The organism is Bradyrhizobium arachidis (assembly GCF_015291705.1).
GTDB classification, from domain to species: Bacteria; Pseudomonadota; Alphaproteobacteria; order Rhizobiales; family Xanthobacteraceae; genus Bradyrhizobium; species Bradyrhizobium arachidis.
In genome coordinates this window covers 5,276,874-5,299,094 of sequence record NZ_CP030050.1, presented here as the reverse complement: position 1 = coordinate 5,299,094, position 22,221 = coordinate 5,276,874, and the positions used below count along the sequence as shown (strand labels likewise).

The window sequence follows — 22,221 nt, the reverse complement described above, 5'->3', positions numbered from 1 at the left end:
CGTCAGCGATGCCGCAGCCGGCGGTTGACCCGGCGCGCGAGATAATCGCCCGCGCTCTGCACGAGCTGCACCAACGCGATCAGCACAACGACGACGGCGAGCATCATCTCCGGCATGAAGCGCTGGTAGCCGTAGCGGATGCCGAGATCGCCAAGTCCGCCGCCGCCGACCGCGCCGACCATGGCGGAGTAGCCGAGCAGGCTGACCACAGCCAGGGTCAGCGCCAGCAGCAGGCCCGGCAGCGCTTCGGGGATCAGCACCTTGAACACGATCTGCAGCGGCGATGCGCCGAACGAGGCTGCGGTCTCGATCAGGCCGCCGTCGACCTCGCGGATCGCGCCTTCCACGAGGCGCGCGATGAACGGCGCGGATGCGATCGTCAGCGGCACGATCGCCGCGGTTGAGCCGATCGAGGTGCCGGCAACGAGGCGTGTGAACGGGATGATGGCGACGACCAGGATGATGAAGGGCGTCGAGCGCGTCGCATTGACGATGATGCCCAGCACGCGGTTGACGAGCGGGGCGGCGAACAGCTCGCCTTTCCGGCTGGTCGCGAGAAACACGCCAAGTGGCAGGCCGAAGACGGTGCCGAGCAGCGCCGCGATGCCGACCATGTACAGGCTTTCGAAGGTGGCCTGGAGGATCAGGTTGAGGAGTTCAGGCGACATAGCCGAGACGCTCCGCTGCGAATTGGTGTTGAGAGAGCCAGGCGAGCGTCCGCGTCACCGCGTCCTCGCTGCCGGGAATTCCTAATGTCAGCGCGCCCACATGCTGGCCGCCGATCTCGTCGATGCGGGCCGAGAGCAGCGCGACGTCGAGACCGAGTTCGCGCGCAAGCCGCGCCACCAGCGTGTCGCCGGCCCCTGCCCCCCGCACCTGGACGCGGATCACAGCCTGCCCGCCGGCAGACGGCTCAGCCACGATCCGGCTCGCCAGCGAGACCGGCAGGCTGTCGCCGATCACCTCGGCCAGGAAGGACTGCGTGATCGGATGTTTGGGATGGGTGAAGATGTCGGCGACATGGCCGCGCTCGACGACATGGCCGGCATCGAGCACCACGACTTCCTTGGCGAGCTGGCGCACCACGGACATCTCGTGAGTGATCAGCACGATGGTCACGCCCAGCTCGCGGTTGATGTTCGCAAGCAGGTCGAGGATCGCGCGCGTGGTCTGCGGATCGAGCGCCGAGGTCGCCTCGTCCGACAAGAGCACGCTCGGCCGCGTCGCCAGCGCGCGGGCGATGCCGACGCGCTGCTTCTGGCCGCCGGAAAGCTCTGACGGATAACGGTCGTGCTTGTCGGCGATGCCGACGAGGGCAAGCAATTCAGTGACGCGGGCCTTGATGTCGGCCTTGGCCCAGCCGGCGATCTCGAGCGGCAGCGCGATGTTGTCGGCCGCCGTGCGCGAGGACAGCAAATTGAAGTGCTGGAAGATCATGCCGATGGAGCGCTGCGCCAGCCGCAACTCGCGGCCGGCAAGCGCGGAGATATCGCGGCCATCCACGATCACGCGGCCCGTGGTCGGCTTCTCCAGCCCGTTGATCAGCCGGACCAGGCTCGACTTGCCCGCACCGGAGCGGCCGATCACGCCGGTGATGGAGCCGCGCGGGATCGCGAAATCGATGTTCTTCAGCGCGTTGACGCCGGGCTTGCCGCGATAGGCCGGATAGGTTTTCGAGATGCCTTCGAAGCGGACCATCGCGTCCGGCTCGGTGGCGGATGAAATCGCTTCGGGCGGCGCGATCGGTTGTCCGATCGCAAGCGATTGGTGGACGTTCATGGAAGCGGCCTTCATGCACAATAATTCGCTTGCCCGCATGCCGTTCAGATGTGCGGCAAGCCGGGTCGCAGCGAGCGACGAGAAATGGAACCGCGAGCGAGCGCTGGGATGGAACGCGCTGCACCGCAGCACGCACCATCGCCCGTTCGGCCCCTGCTTGCAATGTCAGATATTTGCGGGGAATTGGAGGAAGTTTTCCAAAACCCTCCCCGGAGGAGAAAATCCATCTGCCGAGGTTGCGGCCTCCAGCCCGGCTCGTCAGACCTGCAACCACGGCAGCACGATCAGCAGGAGGCCTGCGAAATAGAGCAGCCCGAAGATCAGGCCAAAGCCCCAGAACTGGCCCTTCCCGATATAGCCGCTGCCGAAATACATCGGCGCCGGCCCGGTCGCATAAGGCGAGATCACGCCCATCAGGCCGAGCGAATACATGCAGAGCATGGCGAGCGTCACGACCGGCAGGCCGGGAATGCCGGAGCCGACCGCGAGCACCACCGGCAGCACGGCCGCCGCATGCGAGGTGATGCTCGAGAAGAAATAGTGGATCCAGAAGAACAGCGCGACCAGCAGGAGCATTGCGGTCGACGGCGACAGCCCGGCGAGCGGTTTTGCGTATTCGGTCGCGAACCATTTGATGAAGCCGATCTCGTTGAGCCCCGAGGCGAGCGTCAAGAGCGAGGTGAAGTAGAAAAACACCTCCCAGGCGCTCTTCTCGCTGACGATGTCGGCAAACTCGATCACGCCCGTCACCAGCATCAGGGAGATCACGATGAACACGACGGTGGTGGCGTTGACGAAGTTCGAGCCGATCCCGGGAACGTGGATGTCGGGGCTCGAGCCTGCGATCCACAGGAACATCGCGAGCACGATCAGCGCCAGCATGATCCATTCGTTGCGCGACATCGGGCCCATCTCGGCGAGCTCCTTCGCCGCCCATTCGGAAATCTCCGGGCTGCGCTTCACTTCGGGACGGCACACCACGTAGCTGAGCAGCGGCACCACGATCATCAGCAGGAGGCCGAGCGGCGCAAAGCCCATGAACCACTGCGCCCAGCTCACCTCGACCCCGGCGGTTTTCCTGGCGATGGCGAGCGCGGCCGCATTGGGCGCGAGCGCGGTGAAGAACAGCGAGCTGGTGATCGCGGTTGCCGCGAACGCGGTCCACATCACATAGGTGCCGATCTTGCCGGCGGTCGGCCCGGGCTCGGAGCCATAGATGCGCGGGATGTTGCTGATGATGGGATAGACGATGCCGCCGCTGCGCGCGGTATTCGACGGCGTCGCCGGCGCGAGCAGGAAGTCCGACATCGCGACCGCGTAGCCGAGGCCCAGCGTGTTGCGGCCGAGCTTCTGCACCAGCACCAGCGCGATGCGCCGGCCGAGCTGGCTCTTGCGATAGCCGATCGAGAATACGAAGGCGCCGACGATCAGCCACACCGTGCTCTCGGCGAAGCCCGCCAGCATCCAGCGCAGCGACTTGCCGGGATCGGGATCGATATAGCCTGCAACGCCTGCCACCGTGAGACCGATGAAGCCGACTGCGCCGACCGGCATCGATTCCAGGATGAGCCCGGTGATCACAGCCGCGAACACGGCGAAATAATGCCACTGATTGGCGTTGAGCCCTGGCGGCACCGGCCACAGATAGATCGCCAGCCACACCGCCAGCGGCGTGACCAGCCTCCAGCGAAACCCTTTTGCCTCAGGCGCCTGCGAACCAGCGGCCATGGGCCCTCCCCTCGATTGTCGTTGCATCGTGCAGCCCGTTGGCCGGGCCTGCTTTTGTCCCAGTTCGGCGTATACGGACTGTCCGCCACGCTAGCAATGGCCTGGCTTGGTTCTACCGCCCCTTGAACCGCGGCTTGCGCCGCGTCAGGAACGCCTCGACGCCCTCCCTGTGGTCCTCGCTGAGGCTTGCCAGTGCGAACTGGTCGACGTCCATGTGGCTGGCGAGGTCGTCAAGCGCATGCGCGAGCCGGTTGACCGTCAGCTTTGTCATCGCGACCGAGAGCGGCGGCTGCGCGGCGACCTTGCGGGCGAGCTCCATGGCGGCGTCGAACGCATGGCCGGGATCGACCACCTGCTCCACCAGGCCCCATTCATAGGCCTCATCCGCGCTGATGCGCTCATCTGCCAAAATCACCGCCTGCTTGGTACGGGCCGGGCCCATGAGATGCAGCATGCGCGGGATGCTCTGCCAGCTCATGTTCATGCCGAGCCCGATCTCGGGCACGCGCAGATGTGCATCACGGCCCATGATGCGGAAGTCGAGCGCTACGGCAAGCGCCACGCCGCCGCCGACGCAGAAGCCCTCGATCGCCGCGATCGTGATCTGCTCCATCTCCTGCCAGGCATGGGTCAGGCGCGGCCCGAGCTTGAGGTGCCGGCGCAGCGTGCCGAGGTCCATGTCCTTGCGTGCGCGTCCTTCGGCGTCCTTCAGGTCGAAGCCCGCACTGAAGGCGCCCGTGCTGCCGGTCAGCACCACGACGGACGTCGCAGCATCGTCCTCGAAGCTGCGTGCGGCCGCGGTGAGCTGGCGCAGCGCCTCGGGCGAGAGCGCGTTGATGCCGTCGCTACGGTCGAATCGCACGACCGCGATCCGCCCCTCGGGGCCGAGGCCTTTCTCGATTTTCACGTAATTCGTCACCGGCGCCTCCAGTCTGCTTCCGGCGATGCTAGCCTACCTCGGGCCTCACGAATATGGGACCCGGCTGCACCGCAACGCATACTCGACAGGCGGGGACCATTGCGCCTATCCTTCGTCCCATGAGCCACGATCACGACCATCATCATCACCACGATCACGATCATTCGGAGCTGTCCGAGACCGAGCTGCGCGTGCGCGCGCTCGAGACGATCCTGACCGAAAAAGGCTATGTCGAGCCGGCTGCGCTCGATGCGATCATCCAGGCCTATGAGACCAAGATTGGCCCGCATAATGGCGCGCGCGTCGTCGCCAAGGCCTGGACCGATCCGGCGTTCAAGCAGGCGCTGCTGGAGGACGGTAGCAAGGCGATCGGCACGCTCGGCCATGTCAGCCGCGTCGGCGACCATCTCGTCGTGGTCGAGAACACGCCCGTGCGCCACAACATGGTCGTGTGCACGCTGTGCTCCTGCTACCCCTGGGAAATGCTGGGGCTGCCGCCGGTCTGGTACAAGGCCGCGCCCTATCGCTCGCGCGCGGTGAAGGATCCGCGCGGCGTGCTCGCCGATTTCGGTGTCAGCCTGCCGAAGGACATCGAGCTCCGTGTCTGGGACTCCACTGCCGAGACGCGCTTCCTGGTGCTGCCGATGCGCCCCGAAGGCACCGAAGGCTGGAGCGAGGAACAGCTCGCCGAGCTCGTCACGCGCGACTCCATGATCGGCACCGGCTTTCCGGCCAAGCCTGGAGCGCCGTCGTGAACGGCGTCCACGACATGGGCGGCATGGACGGCTTCGGCAAGGTCGAGCCCGAGCCGAACGAGCCGATGTTTCATGAGGAGTGGGAGTCGCGCGTGCTGGCCATGGTGCGCGCGATGGGCGCAGCCGGCGCCTTCAACATCGACACCTCGCGCTTCTACCGCGAGACGCTGCCGCCGCATGTGTATCTCTCGAGCTCCTACTACAAGAAATGGTTCCTCGGGCTCGAGGAGATGCTGATCGAGAAGGGCTACCTCACGCGTGAGGAAGTCGCGGCCGGCCACGCCATGCAGCCCGGAAAGGCGCTCAAGCACGGCAAGTTCGATCTCGCCAATGTCGAGCGCGTGATGGTGCGCGGCAAGTTTGCCCGCCCTGCTCCGGCGCCGGCAAGATTCAAGATCGGCGATCGCGTCCGCGCCAAGAACATCCATCCGACCACGCACACACGGCTGCCGCGCTATGTCCGCGGCCATGTCGGTGTCGTCGAGCTCAACCACGGCTGCCACGTGTTTCCGGACTCGGCGGCGATGGAGCTCGGCGAGAATCCGCAATGGCTCTACACCGTGGTGTTCGAAGGCAGCGATCTCTGGGGCGAAGATGGCGATCCGACGCTGAAGGTCTCGATCGACGCGTTCGAGCCCTATCTGGACCCGGCTTGATGAGCAGCACGGCTGCCGCGGCCGCGACGGCGGCCATCCCGAGCATTCCGCGCGATGACGACGGCCCGGTGTTCCGCGCGCCCTGGGAGGCGCATGCCTTCGCGATGGCCTTGAGCCTGCACGAGCGCGGCGTGTTCACTTGGCCCGAATGGGCGGCGGCGCTGGCCGACGAGATCAAGCGCGCACAGGCCGCCGGCGATCCTGATACGGGCGAGACGTATTATTTGCACTGGCTCGCCACACTGGAAGGCCTCGTCGCGCGGAAAGGCGTCGCCTCGATGGAGACCCTGCACCGCTACCGCTACGCTTGGGACCATGCTGCGGATCGTACGCCGCATGGCAAGCCGATCGAGCTGCGGGACGAGGATTTTGCGGGGTAGTCTAGCGCCGCGTCGTGTTGCGGACGCTGTTGCTCCAACCAACACTGTCATTCCCCGCGAAGGCGGGGAATCCAGTACGCCGCGGTCCCTCGGCCCAAACACGGCCTCTGGGATACTGGATCACCCGCTTTCGCGGGTGATGACACCGAAAATGTGGGCTCAGCGCCCCGCCACGAACTCCCGCCACCCCTTCGCCCGCAGGCTGCACGCCGGACACTCGCCACAGCCGTAGCCCCAGTCGTGCTGCGCGCCGCGTTCGCCGAGATAGCAGGTGTGGGACTGCTCGCGGATGAGGTCGACTAGCCCGTCGCCACCGAGATCATGCGCCAGCTTCCAGGTCGCGGCCTTGTCGATCCACATCAGTGGCGTGTGCAGCTCGAATTTGCGGGCCATGCCCAGAGACAGTGCGGCCTGCATGGCGCGGATGGTGTCGTCGCGGCAATCGGGATAGCCGGAATAGTCGGTCTCGCACATGCCGCCGACGATGTCCGTGATACCGCGCCGATAGGCCAGCGCTGCTGCAAAGGTCAGGAACACCAGGTTGCGGCCGGGCACGAACGTATTGGGCAGGCCGTCGGCGCCCATGGCGATCGCGACGTCGCGCGTCAGCGCCGTCTCGGACACGGCGGCCAGCGTCGGGATCGACAGCGTATGGCTCTCGCCGAGCCTTAGAGCCCAGTCCTCGCGCAGGCCCTTGATGCCGTCGAGCAGACGGTCGCGGCAGGCGAGCTCAATGGCATGGCGCTGGCCATACTCGAACCCCAGCGTCTCCACGCGCGCGAAGCGGCTCAGCGCCCAGGCGAGACAGGTGGTGGAATCCTGGCCGCCCGAAAACAGCACGAGCGCGGTTTGTGATGAAAATGCGTCACTCATGGCCCGCGCTTTAGCATTGCGGGCGCGGCCCGCCAATCGGTGGAAATCGGTCCGTTCCGCCGCGCCGCGCTGGGAACGGCGGCCCGCTTTTGGCATAAGTCTCTGGACCCAGGAGACTGCCCCGCAATGACCCCTTCCCGCGACATTTCCCGCCTGATCGAGATCATGGCGGCGCTGCGCACGCCGGTGACCGGCTGCCCCTGGGACCTCGAGCAGGACTTTTCGACGATCGCGCCCTACACGATCGAGGAGGCCTACGAGGTGGTCGATGCCATCACCCGCGGCGATCTCGACGATCTCAGAGAGGAGCTTGGCGATCTCCTGCTCCAGGTCGTGTTCCACGCCCAGATGGCGTCGGAGCAGAACGCCTTTGCGTTCGGTGATGTCGTTGAGGCCATCACGCGAAAGATGATCCGGCGCCATCCGCATGTCTTCGCCGACAAGGACGGCAATCTCGCCTCCCACCACGTCAAGGAAGTCTGGGACCGCATCAAGGCCGAGGAGAAGGCCGAGCGTGCCGCGCGCCGGCCGCCGGAGCAAATGCCCGCGCACAAATCGTTGCTGTCCGGCGTGAAGGCCGGCCAGCCGGCGCTGACGCGCGCGATGGAGCTGCAGCGCAAGGCTTCCACCGTCGGCTTCGACTGGAACGACCCGCGCGCGGTCCTGCAAAAGATCCGCGAGGAAGCCGACGAGATCGAGGCCGCGCTCGACCGCAACGACAGGCAGGAGATTGCCGAAGAGACCGGCGATTTGATGTTCGCCCTCGTCAACCTCGCCCGTCACGTCGATGCCGATCCGGAAGCCGCACTGCGCGCGACCAATGCGAAGTTCGAGCGGCGCTTTGCGTTCATCGAGCGTACGCTGGAGGCGCAGGGCCGCACGCTGGACCAGGCGTCGCTGGAAGAGATGGACGCGCTGTGGAATGCAGCGAAGGTCGTGGAGAAACCGGAGACTCGCCAGGAGGCTCGCCGCTAGCCTTACGGCATTGCCCTGATGTGGCATCGGCGGGCTGACGTGATTTCCGGATAGGTCAGCAGTTTTTCCTGAATGCGGCCGAGACGATGAAGCCATGAAACCGTCACGACCCGCAGTCTAAAGTTGAATAACGAAGCCCGCGCAGCCGAAACCCAGGTGAGTGCGATGCCACTGAAGCACTATTCGGTCCTCAAGGGACGCCCGATCGCGATGCGTTTCGGCACTGGCCAATCGCCGCACTATCAAGTCCATATCGTGGCCGACAACGCGGATTTCCGCATCGCCGTCAATGTGCAGTCGGCCGACGGCAGCGAAGTCGAGTTCCTGGTGCGATCGCGCTTTGTCCATCCGATCACCGACGAGCTCGCGGCGCTGCCGCCGGGACTGCACGCGCAACCGCCGAGACCGGGCGGTCTCGCGCTCGACTTCATTCGTGGAAATCTGATGCAGCCGCAGGAGATGGTGCCGCTCCCGCTGTCCTTGCCCGGACCGGACAATGACCTCAACGAGAAACTCGACCAGTTCGTCCAGCGTGCTCTCTCGAACGAAAACGCGATGATGTACGCGTTCGGCGAGACATGGGGACCCGAGCCGAAAGCGGACAATTATTTCGGTTTCCGCCCCGGACGCGGCATTCACGACATCCATATGAATCAGGGAAATCCGAGCGGAAAATTCTCCGGCGACAACGGACCGTGGCAGGACGGCGGGCTGGTGTTCGAATTCCCGGATCAGAACCTATGGACCGCGATCTTCCTCAAATTCCAGACGCAGGCCTGGCACACCGACGACAAGACCGGTGATCCCATCGATCTCGGCGGCGGCACGCCGACACCGCGGCCGGATCCGACGATCCCTCCGACCGGGCAGATGCCCGACGGCCTCGTGCGCATCATTGCGGCACTCGTCAACGCTGTGAAGACGCCCGAGCGGGAAGTCGTGACGCTGCTCAACACGGCCGATCGCGACATCGATCTCACCGGCTGGATGCTGGCCGACAAGCAGAAGAACAAGATGGTGCTGTCAGGGACGATCGCGGCCGGCGGCACGCTGGCCGTTGTCGTTCAGAAGCCGATGGAACTGTCGAACCAAGGCGGCATCATTTCGCTGCTGGACGATCATGGGATCAAGATCCACGGCGTCGCCTATACCAGGGCGCAAGCGAAAACTCCGGGCCTGACCATTCCGTTCTAGTGTCCTGAGTCACAAGGCTTACGCAGAAAGTCCGTAGCCCGGATGGAGCGAAGCGCAATCCGGGGCGCGCCGCGTTGTGACATCCCGGATTTCGCTTCGCTCCATCCGGGCTACAAAGTGGGGCTGGATTACGCCGACAGACGCGGCACGGCGTCGAACCTGTTCACCACGATATCCCGCTTGGTCTCGTCGACCCGCACGGTCATGTCGAAGCGGCCGTCGTGCAGCTCTTTCGCCAGCACCTCGGAATTGCGATGCAGCCAGCTGATGCCGGCGCCGTCGGCGGCGTCGATGGAGAGATCGAGCGTGGTGCGCTTGGCCGCTAACCGCTCTTCGATCGCGGCGAGCAGTGCGTCGATCCCCTCGCCCGACACGGCGGAGACCAGCATCGCCGGATGATCCTCCGGCCTGCGCGCGGCGATGTTCAAGAGCTCTTCGCGCTGCTCGGGATCGTAACGATCGATCTTGTTCCAGACCTCGATGATGCGGCCAGAGTCATCGGGGTTGATGCCGAGCTGGCGCAGCACGGCGTCGACGTCGCTCTGCTGGGCCTCGGCGTCCTCATGCGAGATGTCACGGACGTGCAGGATGACGTCGGCCTCCAGCACCTCCTCCAGCGTGGCGCGGAAGGCGGCGACCAGCTGCGTCGGCAGGTTCGAGATGAAGCCGACGGTGTCGGACAGCATCGCCTTGCCGCCATGCGGCAGGTTGAGCGCGCGCAAGGTCGGGTCGAGCGTTGCGAACAGCATGTCGGCCGCCTGCACGTCGGCGCGGGTCAGGCGGTTGAACAGCGTCGACTTGCCGGCGTTGGTGTAGCCGACCAGCGCGACCACGCGGTACGGCACGCGCTGGCGGCCGGCGCGATGCAGCCGCCGCGTCGCCTGCACCTTCTTCAGCTCGCCCTCGAGCTTGGTGATGCGCTCCTGGATCAGGCGGCGGTCGGCCTCGATCTGGGTCTCGCCGGGACCGCCCATGAATCCGAAACCGCCGCGCTGGCGCTCCAGATGGGTCCAGGACCGCACCAGGCGCGAACGCTGGTAGTTGAGATGCGCCAGCTCGACCTGGAGCGAGCCCTCCTTGGTCTTGGCGCGGCGGCCGAAGATTTCGAGGATGAGGCCGGTGCGGTCGAGCACCTTGGCGTGCAATTCCTTTTCGAGATTGCGCTGCTGGATCGGCGCCAGCGCGCAATCCATCACCACGAGCTCGACGTCGAGGCTCTTGGCCAGCGCGGCGATCTCCTCGACCTTGCCCTTGCCGATATAGGTCGCGGGCCGGATCTGGCTGATCGGCGCGATGATGGCGTCGGCAATGACGAGGTCGATCGCGCGCGCGAGGCCAGCGGCTTCGTCGAGCCGGGCCTCGGCGTCACGCTGAACATGGCTCTCCGATTGCGCGTCGGCACTTCCCGCGCGCGCTCGCAAGTAGGGGCCGATGACAAGCACCCGCCCCGTCTGCTTAGCCCCAGCCGACCGCGGACGGTCGGCATCCCCGTCGAAATTCCGGGGTTCCAATCAGATCACTCTCAAGCCGGCTGATCCTCGCCGCCTTCGAACAACTGGATCGGAGCGCCCGGCATGATGGTCGAGATCGCATGCTTGTAGACGAGCTGCGAATGACCGTCGCGCCGAAGCAGCAAACAGAAATTGTCGAACCAGGTCACGATGCCCTGGAGCTTCACTCCGTTGACCAGAAAGATCGTCAGTGGCGTCTTGGTTTTGCGAACGTGATTAAGGAAGGTGTCCTGTAGGTTTTGTGCGCGGTCTGCCGCCATTGTTTTTTTCTCGCTTTGAGTTTCTTTTTATTGCGCCGGTTGCGCCCCGCTTTTCAAAATATGGGGTCTCATCCGGTTGCCGCTCCTCATGAGATCCCCCTCGGAGGAACAGCAGTTCGATTAGAGGGCAGGACGGGTTATTAGGCAAGCCGCTTCACACGGCAGACCACGTCCGTTTTCTCCGAAAAACTACGGAAATAGATGATTTTCCTCGCCAATCCCTAAAGGTGTGGCCGCAACGTCGCGGCGCCAGAGCCATTTCCGACGGTAACTGTACGGAGGCTCTGGATTCCCGCTTTTGACGCGTCCTCTGTATGCTGACCAGTATCCCGCATCGTCACCCGACCCCGAGCGCCTTCAACTTCCGGTGCAAGGCCGACCGTTCCATGCCAACGAACTCGGCCGTACGAGAAATATTTCCTGAAAAACGGCTGATCTGTGCAATCAAATAGTCGCGCTCGAACACTTCGCGCGCCTCGCGCAGCGGCAGGCCCATGATGTGCTCGCCATTGTTGCTGGTCGGCATCGCCGGCACCATCGAGCCGACGTCCTGCGGTAGCATGTCGGCGGTGATGATCACCTCCGGGCCGCCCGCTGCCAGAATCATGACCCTCTCAACGTTGTTGCGGAGCTGGCGCACATTGCCGGGCCAGACATGCGATTGCAGAACCGCCATCGCGTCCTGCCCGATCTGCCGCTTGGGCAGGCCACTGCCGGCCGAGATCTGCTCCATGAAATAGTCGATCAATTCCGGGATGTCCTCGCGCCGCTCCGACAGCGCGGGCACGCGGATCGGCACCACCGAGAGGCGATGATAGAGGTCCTCGCGGAAATGGCCGGCCGCGATCTCCTCCTCGAGATTGCGTGCAGTCGAGGAGATGATGCGCACGTCGACCTGCACCTTGGCGGTGCCGCCGACGCGCTGGAACGACTGCTCGACCAGGACGCGCAGGATCTTGTTCTGGGTCTCGCGCGGCATGTCCGCGATCTCGTCGATGAACAGCGTGCCGCCATGCGCCTCTTCCAGCGCGCCGGGCTTGCGCGGCTGCTCGCCATTGGACTGCTCGACGCCGAACAGCTCGTGCTCCATGCGCTCGGGCGTGATCGCGGCGGCGTTGATGACGACGAAGGGGCCGTCGGCGCGGCCCGAAGCCGTGTGCAGCGTGCGCGCGGTCAGCTCCTTGCCGGCACCGGCGGGGCCGACGATCAGGATGCGGCTATTGGCCTTGGCCGCGCGCTCGATGGTCTGGCGCAGCTGGTTCATGCTCGGCGAGCGGCCGACGAGCTGGCTTGCGCTCGGCGCCAGCTGCTTCAGCTCCTTGACCTCGCGCTTGAGCCGCGAGTTTTCCAACGCTCGGGTTGCGACCAGGATCAGCCGGTCGGCCTTGAACGGCTTCTCGATGAAGTCGTAGGCGCCGCGCTTGATCGCGGCGACCGCGGTCTCGATGTTGCCGTGGCCGGAAATCATCACGACCGGCAGATCGGCATTGTCCTTCTTGACCTGCTCCAGCAGCTGCAAGCCGTCGAGCTTGGAGCCCTGCAGCCAGATGTCGAGAAACACCAGATGCGGCCTGCGGTTGGCGATCTCGGCGAGTGCCGTATCGCTGTCGCGTGCAGTCCTTGTGACAAAGCCCTCGTCTTCGAGAATGCCCGCAACGAGATCCCGAATATCGGCCTCATCATCGACAATCAGAATTTCACTAGCCATGGGTCGCGCCTGTCTTCTCAGCTGCCTGTTGAGGCTTCGATTTTCGTTGAATCATTGGTCTTTTCTGCCGGCTCTTTGGTTTCGGCCGACGGTCGTTTTGTTTCTTGCGCCTGGTCCTTGACAGCGGCGCTGGCCGCGTCCTTGGCCGGCGGTGCTGCATCGGCTACCTCGGACTTCGCGGGCTGGCCGGAGATCGCAAAGCGCAGGCGCATCCAGGCGCCACGCTGGCCCTCGCGGAAGTCGGAGGCGTCCTTCAATTCGATGCGCCCGCCATGGTCCTCCAGCACGCGGCCGACGATGGCAAGGCCAAGCCCGGTGCCCTTGGCGCGCGTGGTCACGTAGGGTTCAAGCAGCCGCGAGCGCGCGACCTTGGGCAGGCCGATGCCGTTGTCGATGACGTCGATCAGCACGTCCGTGCCTTCGCGCGAGACCACGACGTCGATACGCCCCTTGCCGCCGTCCTTGCCGAGCTCCTCGGGCGGGACCTGCTCGATCGCCTCGGTGGCGTTCTTGACGATATTGGTGACCGCCTGCGAGATCAGCCGCCGGTCGAACTGGGCGCGCAGCGGGTCTTCCTTGAACTCGGCCTCGATATCGAGCTCGGGATGGGCGACCTTCATCAGGAACACGGCCTGCCGCACGGTGTCGGCGACGTCCTCGCCTTCCATCACCGGCTTCGGCATCCGCGCAAAGCGCGAGAACTCGTCGACCATGCGCCTGATGTCGTCGACCTGGCGCACGATGGTGTCGGTGCACTGGTCGAAGATCTGCTTGTCCTTGTCCTCGGTGATGGTCTTGCCGAACTTGCGGCGGATGCGCTCGGCCGAGAGCTGGATCGGCGTCAGCGGGTTCTTGATCTCGTGGGCGATGCGGCGCGCCACGTCGCCCCAGGCCGAGGTGCGCTGCGCCGAGACCAGCTCGGTGATGTCGTCGAGCGTAATGATGTAGCTGTCGTGCGGCTGGTTCTTCTCGGCGCTGACGCGGACCGACAGATTGCGCTCGGTGCCGTCGCGGGTGATCGTGATCTGGCCCTGTACCAAGCGCTGAGTCCCTTCTCGCGCCGTCTTCATCATCTCGTCGAGCTCGGGCAGCACGTCGGACAGCGGATGGCCGAGCGTCTCCGCTTCGGAGTGCCCGATCAGCTTCTCGGCGGAGCGGTTGAGGATGCCGACGCTGCCCGAGGTATCGACGCCGATGATGCCGGCGCTCGCCGAGGACAGCACGGCCTCGATGAAGCGGCGGCGGCTGTCGATGAGATCACTGGCGTTGACGAGCTCGTCGCGCTGGCTGCGCAATTCCTGCGTCATCTTGTTGAAGGTCTCGCCCAGCTGCGCGAGATCGCCCTCGGACTGGTGCACGGGCACCTGGACATGCAGATCGCCGGTCGAGACGGTGTGGGCCGCGTTCATCAGCCGCCGGATCGGCGAGACCAGCGAGTTGGCGAAGTTGAGGCCGATCAGCACCGAGGCCATCAGAATCGTCAGCGCGATCACCGCGAACATCAGCGCAAAGGCGACCTGGATGCCGAGCCGCCGCGACTCGATCTGGGCGTATTCGGCGACGCTGACCTCGGTCTGCTTGAGCTGGGCGACCACGTTGGGGTCGAGCGGCCGCGCGACGTAGAGGAAGGTGTCGTTGAAGGCGCGCAGGCGGATCACCGCCGCGACGAAGCTCGCATCCGGTAGTACCGCGATCTCGGGCTCGGATTCGTTGACGTTGCTGAGGAAGTCCGGCGCCGGCGGCGAATAGGCCAGCCGCATGCCGGTGTCGGCGGATTCCAGGATGTTGGTGTTCTTGTCGATGATCATCGCGCCCGGCAGATTGCGGGAGCCGGCGCTCGCGGTCAGCAGCTCGCGGAACGAGCGGCGATCCTGGTCATAGAGCGGCCTCGCATGGGCGATGTCGTTGGCCATGCCGAGAATGTCGCCGCGGATCAGTTGCGCGTGGTCCTGCATGTAGGCCCGCGCGATCGTCAGCGAATTCTGGATCACTTCCTTGGTTGGACCCGAGAACAGCCGGTCGAGACCGCGCTCGATGGTGACGTTGGCGACGACGGCGACCAGCACCGCCGGCAGCACGGCCACGATCGAGAACAGGCTGACGATCTGGACATGAAGGCGCGCCGCCGCCCGTCCGCGGCGGCGGGCCAGGATCAGCTGCCAGAGTTCCCGAACGATGATGCCGACGAGGAGCAGGATGGTGGCGGCGTTGATCAGGTAGAACGAGCGGACCACCTCCGGCGTCGGCTCGATCTGGGTCAGGCCAGTCAGGACCAGGAACGTCAGGAGCGCCGACAGCAGCGCCATGGCCACGGCCAGCGGAGCCAGCCAGCGCCGCACCGACCAACGGCGCGGCTCTTCCGGTGGGGCCGTGTCGAAGTGTGCGGCCGAGGTATCTGCGCTGGTCATTCCGGCAATGGTGCTGAAAACGAGGGTCCGCGGCGGGCGGATACTGATGTATTCGTACCACATTGTTGCCGAATTGCGACAATTCCGCGGCGTCTGTCCCGCGGCGGACCGGCGCATCCACAGGCCTATGTCCGGCCGGCCGGAACGGATTGCCGCCCTTCCGGCTTGACCGGCATGGACAGGTTCTTTCTCGCAATGATGGTTTCGGCCGTACTGCTGCTGATCGTAGCTTCCGACCTGCTGGTCAATGGCCCGAGCAGACAGGACCAGACGGCGCAGATGGCCAACATGCAGCCGGTCGTGGCGCGCTTGATCAGATAGCGCCGACACTGCGCTCAGCGGTCGCATGACTATTCGAATGTTCCTGAGGAACATTCCAGCCCGGTCCGGACTTCTGCTCACCGCGTCAGCCACAACGGCCAACGCGATCCGGACAGGCTCAGCTCCGCTCTGGTAGGGGGAGCTGAGCCACCTCCGCGCAAACGCCTCTAGCGTTTGTCGCGAAGACTAGCCCCCGCTGCGGTAGACCTGGATATCGAGATCCCGGATCTTCTTGCGCAGCGTGTTGCGGTTGAGGCCGAGCAGGTCCGCGGCGCGGATCTGGTTGCCGCGGGTCGCGGCGAGCGCAGCCGTGAGCAGCGGGACCTCGATCTCCTTGAGAATGCGGTGATAGAGGCCCGGCGGCGGCATGCCGTTCGGAAAGCCCTGGAAGTGCGAGGAGAGATACGCCTCCACCGCGCCGCCGAGATTGTCGACGCCCTGCTGGACCGCCGCACCCGGACTGACTGCGGGCGGCGCGAGCTCGCCGTCGATGACGGAGGCGGTGATGACGTCCTGCGGATAGAGCGCGGCGAGACGCCGGGCGAGGTTTTCGAGCTCGCGCACGTTGCCGGGCCAGCGGTGCTGCTTCAGCCGCTCCAGCGCCAGGGCGTCGAGCTTCTTCGGCGGCAGGCCATCTTTTTCGGCCAGCGTGAAGAAGTGCCGCACGAGGTCCGGCAGGTCCTCGATGCGCTCGCGCAAGGGCGGCAGCCGCAGCGGCACGACGTTGAGGCGGAAGAACAGATCTTCGCGGAACAGCCCCTGCTGGATCAGGACGCGCAGATCCTTGTTGGAGGCCGCGACGATCCGCACGTCGGTCTTGATCGGCGTGCGGCCGCCAACGGTGGTGTATTCGCCCTGCTGCAGCACACGCAGCAATCGGGTCTGCGCCTCCATCGGCATGTCGCCGATCTCGTCGAGGAACAGCGTGCCGCCCTCGGCCTGCTCGAAGCGGCCGGAGGCGCGGGTGTTGGCACCGGTGAAGGCGCCGCGCTCGTGGCCGAACAGCTCGGACTCGATGAGGTCGCGCGGGATCGCGGCCATGTTGACCGCGACGAACGGACCGTTGCGGCGCTTGCCGTAATCGTGCAGCGCGCGCGCCACCAGCTCCTTGCCGGTGCCGGATTCGCCGGTGATCATCACGGTGAGATCGGTCTGCATCAGCCGCGCCAGCACGCGGTAGATTTCCTGCATCGCCGGGGAGCGGCCGACCAGCGGGATCGCCTCCATCTCGGCGTCCTCGTCCGGCGTCGAGACCCGCTCCTTCGGTTCGGCCAGCGCGCGGCCGACGATGGCGATGAGCTCCTTCAGGTCGAAGGGCTTTGGCAGATATTCATAGGCGCCGCGCTCGGAGGCGCGGATCGCCGTCATGAACGTGTTTTGCGCGCTCATGACGATGACCGGCAGATTGGGCCGCATCTTCTTGATCCGCGGCAACAGGTCGAAGGCGTTTTCATCCGGCATCACCACGTCGGTGATGACGAGATCGCCCTCCCCCTGGCTGACCCAGCGCCACAGCGTTGCCGCGTTGCCGGTGAGCCTGACTTCATAGCCGGCGCGGGAAAGTGCCTGATTGAGAACCGTGCGGATGGCGGTGTCGTCATCAGCAACGAGAATGCTACCTGCGGGCATCGTTAATCCTCATTTCGCCCCCTGTGACGCAGGCGACGGCTTCCCGGCAGAGTCGGCGCGACTGCTTTGATCGGCATGTTTCACCGATGTGGAATACATCGGCATCAGCACGCGGAAGGTGGTCTTGCGCGGCTGAGATTCGCATTCGATGATGCCCCCGTGATCGCCGACGATCTTGGCAACCAGAGCAAGACCGAGGCCAGAGCCGGTCTGCTTGGTGGTCACGAAGGGATCGAACAGGTTGGGCAGAAGATCGTCCGGCACGCCTGGTCCATTGTCCCTCACGCAGAATTCGAGTGGAAGGGATACCCGGGATTTTTGACCGGGGACTGACAGGCGCACGCCGGGACGGAATGCGGTGGTGAGCTGGATCTCGGCGTCGGGCACGTCGATCAGGGCTTCGGCGGCGTTCTTCACGAGATTGAGGAATACCTGGATCAGCTGGTCCTGGTTCGCCAGCACCGGCGGCAGCGAGGGATCGTAATCCTCGATGAAGCGGATGTTGCGGGCAAAGCCGGACTGCGCCAGCCGCTTCACGTGGTCGAGCACGGAATGGATGTTGACGGGGCCGCGCACCACGGGGCGCTCGTCGCCGAACACCTCCATGCGGTCGACCAGCGTCACGATGCGGTCGGCCTCGTCGCAGATCAGGCGCGTCAGCATGCGGTCTTCAGAGGACGCCTGCTGCTCCAGGAGCTGCGCCGCGCCGCGGATCCCGGAGAGCGGATTCTTGATCTCATGCGCCAGCATCGCGGCCAGTGCGATCACCGAGCGCGCGGCGCTGCGATGGGTGAGCTGGCGGTCCATCTTGTCGGCGATGGTGCGCTCCTGGAGCATCACCACGATATGGCCGGGCCGTTCCGTGAGCGGCGCGACATGCAGGTCGACCTGGCGGTCGCCGCCGCCCATGCGCGGTGTGCCGAGATCGACCTTGTATTCGTTGACCGGCGAGTTCGAGGAGCGCACCTGGTCGATCAGCGCCAGCAAGGGGCTGCCGAACGGCACCAGCTCTTTCAGCGACTGCCTCTTCAGGAACTGCGTCGAGATCTCGAAGAAGGCCTCGGTCGCGATATTGGCGCCGACGATCTTGCCGTCCGGCCCGATCAGCAGCACGGGATTGGGCAAGGCGTCGAGGATCGCGTCGCTGTCGGACGGCCGACGATGTTCAGCGGCTGAGCTCATGCAGCAGCGCTCCATGCGAAGTCGTCGAAGGCGTCTTGCAGCGACTGGTGGACGAGGCGCGGATCCTCGGAGGTGAGGATTGTCTGGCGCCAGGCCTTCAGCTTCTCCGCCGGGGCGCGGCTCGCCTGCGCCGCGACATCGAGCGCCCAGCCGAGATGTTTGCGCGCGTGCCTGAGGCCGACGCGCAGGCCGTAGAGCGCGCAGACGCCTTCATAGAGTGTGCGGACATAATGCAGCTGCGTTTCGAGCGACGGCGCGGCTTCGGCTGCCCCGCCCTTCAGCCGGCGGCCGATCTGGCCCGGCAGCCAGGGCTGGCCGTTCGCGCCGCGGCCAATCATTACGGCATCGGCGCCGGAAGCATCGAGCGCCGCGAGCGCTGTCTCGTAGGTCGTGATGTCGCCATTGACGACAAGCGGAATGGAGATGGCCTCGCGCACGGCGCGGATCGCATCCCAATCAGCCTCGCCCTTGTAGAACTGGCAGCGGGTGCGGCCATGCACGGTGACGAGCTTGACGCCGGCGGCCTCCGCGCGGCGCGCCAATTCGGGCGCGTTGCGGGTGCTGTCGTCCCAGCCGAGCCGCATCTTCAGCGTCACCGGCACCTTCACCGCGGCGATGGTCGCGTCGATCAGGCTGACGGCGTGGTCGAGATCGCGCATCAGGGCCGAGCCGGACTGGCCGCCGGTCACGTGACGGGCCGGGCAGCCCATGTTGATGTCGATGATGTCGGCGCCTTCGGCTTCGGCAATGCGGGCGCCTTCCGCCATCCAGTGCGCCTTGCAGCCGGCGAGCTGGACCACATGCGGGCCGATTCCGGTCGCTTCGCAGCGCAAACGGGACATCCGGTGGCCGTTGGCCAGCTCATCGCTGGCGGTCATTTCGGAGACGACGAGACCGGCCCCCAGCTCGGCGGCGAGCTTACGGACGGGCGAGTCAGTCACCCCCGACATCGGCGCCAGGAAGACCGGGGTGGCGACATCGATATCGCCTATTTTCAACGGCTTAGAGCCTGATTCTGCCGAGCCGGTCACTGGAGTCTCGTTGACTGGGCAGGGCCTCATCGCACCTGCCAAGACCTATCTTGCGCACAATTCTTGTGCAGTCAAGCGTCATGCCTACAGTTTAGACAGTTCTGCAAATCTTTCAAGTGCAGTGCAGCAAAATGCTGTTTCCCACAATCCAGGGAAACCCCCTTTTATTGCGGGCCTGCCGTGCTAGAGGCATTCCAACAATCACCCTCCCCGACTCCATTCATTAGCAACTGAGTATTTGAGTCCTATGGCGAAACCACAGCGCACCGCAGTCGTCCTCGTCGCGGCCGGACGTGGCCTGCGCGCAGGCGCCGGCGGGCCGAAGCAGTATCGGACGATCGGCGGCGTGCCCGTGATCCATCGCGCCATGGAAGCCTTCAGCCGCCACCCTGATGTGTTTGTGGTGCAGCCGGTCGTGAACCCCGACGACAGCGCCATGTTCACGGCGGCAGTCGCAGGTCTCAAGCACGAAGCCCCGACCAATGGCGGCGCGACGCGGCAGGCCTCAGTGCTCGCAGGTCTCGAAGCGTTGGCTAAGCACGAGCCTGATATCGTCCTGATCCACGACGCCGCGCGACCCTTCGTTTCGGCACGCGTGATCTCGCGCGCGATCGAGGCGGCGAGCCGCACCGGTGCTGCGATCCCCGTCGTTCCTGTTACCGACACCATCAAGCTCACCAGTGCGAGCGGCGATGTCGAGGACACGCCGGACCGCTCCGCCTTGCGAATCGCGCAGACGCCGCAATCCTTTCGTTTCGATGTCATCCTCGAAGCGCATCGTCGCGCGGCAAAGGACGGACGCAGCGATTTCACCGACGATGCCGCGATTGCCGAATGGGCGGGATTGACGGTTGCAACCTTTGAAGGCGATGTTGCCAATATGAAGCTCACCACCCCCGAGGATTTCGTGCGCGAGGAAGCGCGCCTGGCCAGCCTGCTCGGCGACATCAGGACCGGCACCGGCTACGACGTGCACGCCTTCGGCGAAGGCGACCATGTCATGCTCTGCGGCGTGCGCGTGCCGCACAGCAAGGGCTTCCTGGCGCATTCCGACGGCGATGTCGGCCTGCATGCACTGGTGGATGCCATCCTCGGCGCGCTCGCCGACGGCGACATCGGCTCCCACTTCCCGCCGAGCGATGCCAAGTGGAAGGGCGCCTCCTCCGACCAGTTCCTGAAATACGCCATCGAGCGCGTTACGGCGCGTGGCGGCCGCATCGCCAATCTCGAGGTCACGATGATCTGCGAGCGGCCGAAGATCGGTCCGCTTCGCGACGCGATGCGTGCGCGCATCGCGGAGATCTCAGGCGTCGACATCTCGCGCGTCGCGGTGAAGGCGACGACCAGCGAGCGGCTCGGCTTCACCGGCCGCGAGGAAGGCATCGCGGCCACCGCGAGCGCCACCATCCGCCTGCCCTGGAGCATCTAGGCCATGGCCGGCAGCGACGCACGCGCCCTCTCCCGCTCGCTGCTCGATCTGTGCCGGATGCGCAAGCTCACGATCGCAACGGCCGAGTCCTGCACCGGCGGCCTCGTCGCCGGCGCGCTGACCGACATTCCCGGCTCCTCTGACGTGATCGATCGCGGCTTCGTCACCTATTCCAACGACGCCAAGCGCGCGATGCTGGGTGTGGAAGCCGGCACGCTGACGAATTTCGGTGCTGTCAGCAAGGAGACCGCAATCGCGATGGCAGTCGGCGCGCTGGAGCGCGCCGACGTCGATCTCGCGGTCGCCATCACCGGCATTGCCGGCCCGGGCGGCGCCACGCCTGGCAAGCCAGTCGGCCTCGTGCACTTCGCCGCGGCCGCCCGCGACGGCCGCATCATCCACCGGGAGCATCGTTTCGGTGCGATCGGCCGCAGCGCGGTGCGCGCCCGCTCCGTGGTCGAGGCCCTTCGCATGCTGACGGATCTCGCCCGCGGCCCGCAGGTCCAGGCCAAGCCGCAACGGGCGGCCGCAAGCCGCCTGCGCCCCCGTGTGACCCGCTCGCCGCGCCGCCATGCCGTGAAGCGCAGGTCGCCGCGCTCGCCAAGGGGCTGAAGCACCTCACGCCGCGGCCAGCAGCGCGCTCGCATGATCGAGCACGCGCTGCTTCACCGCATCGGCATCCGACGGCCTCACCTTCGCACTCACCGTCAATTCCACGATGGGTGCAGCTGGATCGGCGGCGATCACCTTCGACACATTGACCGACGGCGCGGCGTGATCGTCGACGCGCGGATCTTCACGCAGCTCTTTCAATATCCGGTCGGCCAGCGCATTGGCCGAGCCAGCCCTGACCGGAAACGCCACCTTGACCTCACCCGTCCCGGGATAGGCGCTGTGGTTGATGATCGCAGCGCCCCACACCTGCCCGTTCGGCAGCAGGATCTGCGTGTTGTCGGCCGCGACAAGCTCGGTGATGAAGAGCGACAGCGACCTCACCTTCCCCGCCTTGCCGGCAATTTCGACGTCGTCGCCGATGTGGAACGGCCGAAACAGCAGCAGCATCACGCCGGCGGCAAGATTGGACAGCGTGCCCTGTAGTGCCAAGCCAATAGCGAGTGACGTCGCGCCCAGTACGGCGACAAGGCTCGCGGTCTGGATGCCGAACAGCTGCAGCACGGCGATGCCAACCACCGCGAGCACGCCATAACGTGCGAGGCTGCCGACGAACAAGGTCACCAGCGGATCGACCCGGTGCGTGACGCTGAGGACGCGCGTGACGAAACGCTGCATCGCGCCGGACAGATACCAGCCGAGCGCCAGCAGCAGGATCGCGTAGATCGCGTTCAGCCCATAGAGCACGAGCGACGCTTTCAGCGTGTCGAAATTGATGGTCATGGCGGCTCCAACCCGAACAATCGGGAGAGAACTCGCGGCGCTGCGAAATGATCCCTGCCCGCAGCCACAAAGGTCCCGGATTGCGCGG

At 65.5% G+C, this 22,221-nt stretch carries 21 protein-coding genes; 8 read left to right on the top strand and 13 right to left on the bottom strand.

Annotation, left to right across the window (positions count from 1 at the left end):
• Positions 1–2: 2 nt before the first annotated feature.
• The 4 genes from WN72_RS24755 to WN72_RS24740 form a co-directional block, all read right to left on the bottom strand.
• Positions 3–668: a methionine ABC transporter permease gene (locus WN72_RS24755; RefSeq protein WP_027558057.1), complete on the bottom strand. Its 666-nt coding sequence runs from the start codon at positions 666–668 to the stop codon at positions 3–5.
• Positions 658–1,794 (bottom strand): methionine ABC transporter ATP-binding protein, encoded by a 1,137-nt coding sequence (locus tag WN72_RS24750; RefSeq protein ID WP_194482924.1) that lies wholly within the window; start codon positions 1,792–1,794, stop codon positions 658–660. The genes WN72_RS24755 and WN72_RS24750 overlap by 11 nt, the downstream gene beginning before the upstream one ends.
• A 243-nt stretch (positions 1,795–2,037) precedes the next feature.
• Positions 2,038–3,507 carry a DASS family sodium-coupled anion symporter gene (locus tag WN72_RS24745; protein WP_092217251.1) on the bottom strand — a complete coding sequence of 490 codons (1,470 nt, stop codon included), beginning with the start codon at positions 3,505–3,507 and terminating at the stop codon, positions 2,038–2,040.
• A 112-nt stretch (positions 3,508–3,619) separates the two neighbouring features.
• Positions 3,620–4,426: an enoyl-CoA hydratase/isomerase family protein gene (locus tag WN72_RS24740; RefSeq protein ID WP_027558054.1), complete on the bottom strand. Its 807-nt coding sequence runs from the start codon at positions 4,424–4,426 to the stop codon at positions 3,620–3,622.
• Positions 4,427–4,545: 119 nt separating this feature from the next.
• Between WN72_RS24740 and nthA the strand changes: the two genes are divergently transcribed.
• From nthA to WN72_RS24725, 3 genes are read left to right on the top strand one after another with little or no spacing between them, the layout of a single operon-like run.
• On the top strand, positions 4,546–5,181 hold the full coding sequence (nthA, locus tag WN72_RS24735; protein ID WP_027558053.1) for a nitrile hydratase subunit alpha: 636 nt from the start codon (positions 4,546–4,548) through the stop codon (positions 5,179–5,181).
• The gene (gene nthB, locus WN72_RS24730; protein ID WP_027558052.1) at positions 5,178–5,837 is read left to right on the top strand and encodes a nitrile hydratase subunit beta; all 660 of its coding nucleotides are present in this window, start codon (positions 5,178–5,180) and stop codon (positions 5,835–5,837) included. Before nthA ends, nthB begins: the two co-directional genes overlap by 4 nt.
• A complete protein-coding gene (locus WN72_RS24725) occupies positions 5,837–6,217 on the top strand; it encodes a nitrile hydratase accessory protein (protein ID WP_167380926.1) in 381 nt (126 codons plus the stop codon). The genes nthB and WN72_RS24725 overlap by 1 nt, the downstream gene beginning before the upstream one ends.
• Before the next feature lie 159 nt (positions 6,218–6,376).
• Here the strand turns inward: WN72_RS24725 and queC are convergent, their stop codons facing one another.
• Entirely contained in the window at positions 6,377–7,090 is a 714-nt protein-coding gene (gene queC, locus WN72_RS24720) for a 7-cyano-7-deazaguanine synthase QueC (RefSeq protein WP_027558050.1), read from the bottom strand.
• Between the two features lie 126 nt (positions 7,091–7,216).
• On the opposite strand from queC, the gene mazG reads away from it, so the two are divergent.
• The gene (gene mazG, locus WN72_RS24715) at positions 7,217–8,065 is read left to right on the top strand and encodes a nucleoside triphosphate pyrophosphohydrolase (RefSeq protein WP_027558049.1); all 849 of its coding nucleotides are present in this window, start codon (positions 7,217–7,219) and stop codon (positions 8,063–8,065) included.
• Positions 8,066–8,230: 165 nt separating this feature from the next.
• The gene (locus WN72_RS24710; protein ID WP_092217249.1) at positions 8,231–9,259 is read left to right on the top strand and encodes a DUF2278 family protein; all 1,029 of its coding nucleotides are present in this window, start codon (positions 8,231–8,233) and stop codon (positions 9,257–9,259) included.
• A 128-nt stretch (positions 9,260–9,387) separates the two neighbouring features.
• Here WN72_RS24710 and hflX read toward each other — a convergent pair whose 3' ends face one another.
• The 4 genes from hflX to WN72_RS24690 form a co-directional block, all read right to left on the bottom strand.
• The gene (hflX, locus tag WN72_RS24705) at positions 9,388–10,770 is read right to left on the bottom strand and encodes a GTPase HflX (RefSeq protein ID WP_167380925.1); all 1,383 of its coding nucleotides are present in this window, start codon (positions 10,768–10,770) and stop codon (positions 9,388–9,390) included.
• An 11-nt stretch (positions 10,771–10,781) separates the two neighbouring features.
• A complete protein-coding gene (gene hfq / locus WN72_RS24700; protein WP_007591126.1) occupies positions 10,782–11,030 on the bottom strand; it encodes an RNA chaperone Hfq in 249 nt (82 codons plus the stop codon).
• Between the two features lie 337 nt (positions 11,031–11,367).
• Positions 11,368–12,738: a nitrogen assimilation response regulator NtrX gene (gene ntrX / locus WN72_RS24695; RefSeq protein WP_027558046.1), complete on the bottom strand. Its 1,371-nt coding sequence runs from the start codon at positions 12,736–12,738 to the stop codon at positions 11,368–11,370.
• Positions 12,739–12,755: 17 nt separating this feature from the next.
• The gene (locus tag WN72_RS24690; protein ID WP_167380924.1) at positions 12,756–15,146 is read right to left on the bottom strand and encodes a sensor histidine kinase; all 2,391 of its coding nucleotides are present in this window, start codon (positions 15,144–15,146) and stop codon (positions 12,756–12,758) included.
• A 165-nt stretch (positions 15,147–15,311) separates the two neighbouring features.
• Between WN72_RS24690 and WN72_RS24685 the strand changes: the two genes are divergently transcribed.
• Complete coding sequence (locus tag WN72_RS24685; RefSeq protein WP_156950860.1) at positions 15,312–15,467, top strand: hypothetical protein; 156 nt, start codon at positions 15,312–15,314, stop codon at positions 15,465–15,467.
• Between the two features lie 186 nt (positions 15,468–15,653).
• Here the strand turns inward: WN72_RS24685 and ntrC are convergent, their stop codons facing one another.
• Genes ntrC through dusB form a run of 3 tightly spaced genes read right to left on the bottom strand, consistent with a single transcriptional unit; the run spans position 15,654 to position 19,276 of the window.
• Positions 15,654–17,096, bottom strand: a complete 1,443-nt coding sequence (gene ntrC, locus WN72_RS24680) for a nitrogen regulation protein NR(I) (RefSeq protein ID WP_027558044.1) — start codon at positions 17,094–17,096, stop codon at positions 15,654–15,656.
• Between the two features lie 9 nt (positions 17,097–17,105).
• Positions 17,106–18,278, bottom strand: coding sequence for a two-component system sensor histidine kinase NtrB (locus WN72_RS24675; protein ID WP_027558043.1), 1,173 nt, complete (start codon positions 18,276–18,278; stop codon positions 17,106–17,108).
• Positions 18,275–19,276: a tRNA dihydrouridine synthase DusB gene (dusB, locus tag WN72_RS24670; protein ID WP_092217247.1), complete on the bottom strand. Its 1,002-nt coding sequence runs from the start codon at positions 19,274–19,276 to the stop codon at positions 18,275–18,277. Before dusB ends, WN72_RS24675 begins: the two co-directional genes overlap by 4 nt.
• 280 nt (positions 19,277–19,556) lie before the next feature.
• On the opposite strand from dusB, the gene WN72_RS24665 reads away from it, so the two are divergent.
• Together WN72_RS24665 and WN72_RS24660 are read left to right on the top strand one after the other, a co-directional pair.
• Positions 19,557–20,738, top strand: coding sequence for a bifunctional 2-C-methyl-D-erythritol 4-phosphate cytidylyltransferase/2-C-methyl-D-erythritol 2,4-cyclodiphosphate synthase (locus WN72_RS24665; RefSeq protein WP_092217246.1), 1,182 nt, complete (start codon positions 19,557–19,559; stop codon positions 20,736–20,738).
• Between the two features lie 3 nt (positions 20,739–20,741).
• A complete protein-coding gene (locus tag WN72_RS24660) occupies positions 20,742–21,350 on the top strand; it encodes a CinA family protein (protein WP_027558040.1) in 609 nt (202 codons plus the stop codon).
• 6 nt (positions 21,351–21,356) lie between these two features.
• Here the strand turns inward: WN72_RS24660 and WN72_RS24655 are convergent, their stop codons facing one another.
• Positions 21,357–22,133, bottom strand: a complete 777-nt coding sequence (locus tag WN72_RS24655) for a mechanosensitive ion channel family protein (protein WP_027558039.1) — start codon at positions 22,131–22,133, stop codon at positions 21,357–21,359.
• Positions 22,134–22,221 lie beyond the last annotated feature (88 nt).